A 4459-nucleotide genomic window follows, 5' to 3' on the forward strand; every position below is an offset into this window, starting at 1 on the left:
AAGCGGATAACCCGGCGCTCCTCCAAGTTCTTGTTCTCGAGCGGGTCGACCGCGCCCGAAACATGGCGCGCTATTACGTTCTGTCGATCGAGCCGACCCTCTTCGAGGATTTCGCCCTCGTACGCCGTTGGGGGCGCATCGGCGCCGCAGGGCGGGCGCGGATCGACTTGCACCCGTCTCCGCCAGTCGCCCAAGTCGAACTGGAGAAGTGGCTCAGCCGCAAGAGGCGCCGCGGCTACGTGCTCCGGGCCTGACTGCGAACTCCGCTCGTCGGGAGATAACGATGGAGCCCGGCCGTTCGGGGTGGCCGTCAATCCTTTTTGCCGGCGTACATATGTCAAATCCATTATAACATACTACAACTGGCCACAAGATTCTCCGGCGCAACTGTCGCTTGGAAGGGATCCGGCGAGAACCCAAGGACCTCGCAGAATGGCCAATTCACGATCGAGTCCTGCAGTTCCCTATGATCGCCATACGGCAAAACCGAGCCCGTTGCCGCCGTCTATTATTTTGGCGCGCCTCATCGCCCCCTTGGACAATCGCCGCTTCCAGCGTTCGCCAGGCTTGAGTTCATCGCCGAAGACATAGCGACCCATGATGGTTCGCCTTCGCTTTCGATTCGGACGCGAAACGTCGTCGACGCCCGTCGGGAGTGCTTTCAAGGAGTCCGTTCGCGAGGTGGATCGCTGGTCTTTGGCGGAAACAGTGGCTAGGATGTCATCGAGAGCGAGCGGGATCTGGACTCTCCGTTTTGCCTTTGAGCGCGGCGCCGAACCGCCGGAGTTTCTGACGATTCGATTCGCCGTCGCCGTCGGTGTGCCTGACGAAATGGCTGTCGCGTCACTCGGCGACATGCCAGTCGTTTGAACGGACGCAACCGAAGGTCTTTCCGCCAACCGCGCCGTCAGATCAGACGAGGATTCTAAATTCCGCGGCAACTGTGATGTTTGATCCTTGCCCTTTCGCGCGCGCACCGATGGCGGCTTCCGCGGCTTCCGCGCGCGCGATTTTGGATTCGAAGTTGCAGCGGACAATAACTCGTCTTCGAGCCGACCAACGGGCGGCGGCTTTCCCGGGACAAGGCTCTCAAGGATTCGACGCTTTGGATACGATGCAGCGCCATCACCGGAGGGCTGATTTGACGTCTTGGCCTCGAATGTCGCCGCGGCTAGACGATGAGGCTCTCGTTCAAATGCTGTAGGTCGGGTCCTGGTCTCCAACGACTGCACGTCTTGGCTTGAGTTGGTTGCCAATCTTGGCCGACGCCGGACTTCGACCGTGAATGAAGGAATGACGCGTCTCAATGAGGTCCTCGATACAGTTGATGACGGGGGCGCGCGGTATCGCCTGAGAAATTTGCGAGCCAGAGCGCGGCACAGTAATACGAGACAATTAAAGCGGAGACCAGTTTGTCGTCTCGCCGCGTCCGTCGCCCGCACAGAGTGATGGGGGCTGGTAAACGCTGCCTCCTGCTTCGAACGTCGAAGCGATGCGTCCCAAATTTGGCGACGGTCGGAGATAGAGCCCGCCGGTCACGGCGTCCTTTGGAACCCGCATCGAGCGCGGCAAACCGACGGTGGAACGTGCGGTGACTTGACCGCGACCGTTCCGCATTCCAGTGTTCGGTGACGGTGATCGCCCGCGTCGGCGCCGAGCCCCGCAGACTCGCCGCGCCTTAACCGGACAGCCGAAGTTTCAAGTATCAAGTTGTGATCGCTGGGCAGCCCTCACGACCGGCGCGCGGCCCGGTCGCACGCCGTTCACCGTTCTTCAACTCGCCACCTCGCGCCCCGACGGCGCGCCGAAGGTTCGCAGCGTCATCCTTCGGAGCGCCGACGCCGAACGGGGCGCCGTCTCGCTCTTCACCGATCTCCGTTCGGCGAAAATCGAAGAGATACGACGCCAGCCGCGGGTTTCTCTGCTCGGTTACGATGCGGACGCCGGATTTCAAATTCGTCTGGAGTGACGCGTCTCTTGCGGATCTCGGCAGCGAACATCGGGCCCGTCGCCATCGTCAAACCTTCAACTTCCGAATTTCAAAAGGACATCCAATCGTGAAGCAGCATCCCGTCCGCACGCACAAATCCGCCGGTCATCTCCCGCGCGCCGACCAACTCGCCTGGAAGATCGCGGAAGTCGCGACCGATCCGGTCGCGGTCGAGCCGGCGGTCGTCGAAATGATCGGCAATCGCATCATCGACAATGCGGCAGTCGCCGCGGCCTCTATCGCCGGCCGTCCGGTGGCGAGCGCGCGCGCGCAAGCCGTGGCGCATCTGTGCCAGCCGGGGGCGACCGTGTTCGGCCTGCTACGCGACCGCCGTGTCTCGCCCGAATGGGCGGCCTGGGCCAACGGCGTCGCGGTTCGCGAACTCGATTTCCACGACACTTTCCTCGCTGCCGAATATTCCCATCCCGGCGACAATATCCCGCCCGTGCTGGCCGTAGCCCAGCATTGCCGGCTCGATGGTGCGGCAGTCGTGCGCGGCGTCGCGGCGGCCTATGAAATCCAGGTCGATCTGGTGAAGGGAATCTGCCTGCACGAACACAAGATCGACCATATCGCCCATCTCGGTCCTTCGGCCACCGCCGGAATTGGCGCGGCCCTCGGGTTGCCGACCGAGACGATCTATCAGGCCGTGCAGCAGGCCCTGCATGTGACGACCACCACACGTCAGTCACGCAAGGGCGAGATTTCGAGCTGGAAGGCCTACGCGCCGGCCTTCGCCGGCAAGATGGCGGTCGAGGCGGTGGATCGAGCGATGCGCGGCGAAGGCGCGCCCTCGCCGGCCTGGGAAGGCGAGGATGGCTTCATCGCCTGGCTGCTCGGCGGCCCGAAGGCGGAATATTCCGTGCCTTTGCCGGAAAAGGGCGAGCCCAAGCGCGCCATCCTCGACACCTACACCAAAGAGCATTCCGCCGAATACCAGAGCCAGGCGCTGATCGACCTTGCCCGCCGTCTCGGCCCGAAGATCGGCAATCTCTCCAAGGTGAAGAGCATCGTCATCCACACCAGCCATCATACCCACTACGTGATCGGCACGGGCGCGAACGATCCGCAGAAGATGGACCCCAAGGCGAGCCGCGAGACGCTCGATCATTCCATCATGTACATCTTCGCCGTGGCGCTGGAGGACGGCGGCTGGCATCACGCGCGCTCCTATGCGCCTGAGCGCGCAGCGCGTCCGGACACGGTGGCGTTGTGGCGCAAGATCTCGACCGTCGAAGATCCCGAATGGACGCGCCGCTATCACAGCCGCGATCCGAAGGAGAAAGCGTTCGGCGGCCGCGTCGTCGTCACGCTCGCTGACGGCCGCGTCATCGAGGACGAACTCGCGGTGGCCGACGCCCATCCGCTCGGCGCCCGCCCCTTCGGCCGCAAGGAATACGTCTCCAAGTTCGGTTCCCTCGCCGAAGGCGTGATCGCGTCTTCCGAGCAGGACCGCTTCCTCGGCGCCGTCGACAGGCTGACGACGTTGAAGGCCGACGATCTCCTCGGACTCACCTTCTCAATCGATCCCGCATCGCTCGGCGCCCCTGCGCAAACGGGCCTATTCGATTGGCGCGCCCCCGCCGCCGTCGCCCCCTCGCTTTCCATCGTTTCCGGTTAGGGAGGACAAAAAGATGAATGAGGACCAGAAGATCACCGTCGTGCAGAAGTCCGCGCCGAAGAAATCCGTGTCGCTTTCCGGCATCGTCGCCGGCAACACGGCGCTCGGCAGTGTCAGACCAAATGCGCGCGGATGCCGGGGTCGTGGTAGGTTAGTGCCATGAGCAACCCGTTCCGATATTTCAACAGTTCGCCGGAGGTCATCCGTCTCGTCGTGATGATGTAGGTGAGATACCCGCTCTCCCTGCGGTTCGGCCCGATGTTCGCCGCCGAGATCCGCAAGAGACGCGTCGCGCATGTGCGCGGCTATCCTCAGTGGCGCTGGCATTTGGATGAGGTTTTTGTGAAGGTCAACGGCAAGCTCTGCTATCTCTGGCGCGCCGTCGACCATGAAGGCGAGATCCCGGAGGCTGTGGTCACGGCAGGACGGGACAAGGCTGCGGCGCTGACGCTTCTCAAGCGGATCATGAAGAGGTACGGCCAGCCGCGGAAGATCGTCACCGACGGGCTTCGGGCCTATTCCGCGGCGATGAAAGAGATCGGCGCCGCAGATCGGCACGAGGTCGGTGGCCGCCTCAACAATCGGGCGGAGAATTCTCATCGGCCGTTTCGACGACGAGAGCGGGCTATGCAGCGGTTTCGACGTATGAAGACGCTGCAGAAGTTCAGCTCAGTTCACGCCCAGGTCCACAACTATTTCAATCAGGAGCGGCATCTCGTCACCCGGCAGGTCTACAAGCAGAGACGCACGGCCGCATTGGCGGAATGGCGCGCCCTTGCGGGGTAGATCGTCGATTGCGCGTAGGCATATCGCGCAACGCCTCGACATATCGGCGTTACTTTAACAAC

At 62.7% G+C, this 4459-nt stretch carries 5 protein-coding genes; all 5 read left to right on the forward strand.

The features are described 5' to 3' along the window. On the forward strand, window positions 1–254 hold a 254-nt coding region (locus ACLP25_RS10935; RefSeq protein WP_442469223.1), incomplete at its 5' end, for a WGR domain-containing protein. Between the two features lie 1367 nt (window positions 255–1621). Then, on the forward strand, window positions 1622–1969 hold the full coding sequence (locus tag ACLP25_RS10940; RefSeq protein ID WP_442469224.1) for a pyridoxamine 5'-phosphate oxidase family protein: 348 nt from the start codon (window positions 1622–1624) through the stop codon (window positions 1967–1969). A gap of 88 nt (window positions 1970–2057) precedes the next feature. Next, window positions 2058–3611: an MmgE/PrpD family protein gene (locus ACLP25_RS10945; RefSeq protein ID WP_442469225.1), complete on the forward strand. Its 1554-nt coding sequence runs from the start codon at window positions 2058–2060 to the stop codon at window positions 3609–3611. Between the two features lie 13 nt (window positions 3612–3624). Beyond that, window positions 3625–3774, forward strand: coding sequence for a hypothetical protein (locus ACLP25_RS10950; RefSeq protein WP_442469226.1), 150 nt, complete (start codon window positions 3625–3627; stop codon window positions 3772–3774). A gap of 62 nt (window positions 3775–3836) precedes the next feature. Continuing rightward, the gene (locus ACLP25_RS10955; RefSeq protein ID WP_442469227.1) at window positions 3837–4397 is read left to right on the forward strand and encodes an IS6 family transposase; all 561 of its coding nucleotides are present in this window, start codon (window positions 3837–3839) and stop codon (window positions 4395–4397) included. Window positions 4398–4459 lie beyond the last annotated feature (62 nt).

It is taken from the genome of Roseiarcus sp. (genome assembly GCF_052145395.1).
GTDB lineage: Bacteria > Pseudomonadota > Alphaproteobacteria > Rhizobiales > Beijerinckiaceae > Roseiarcus.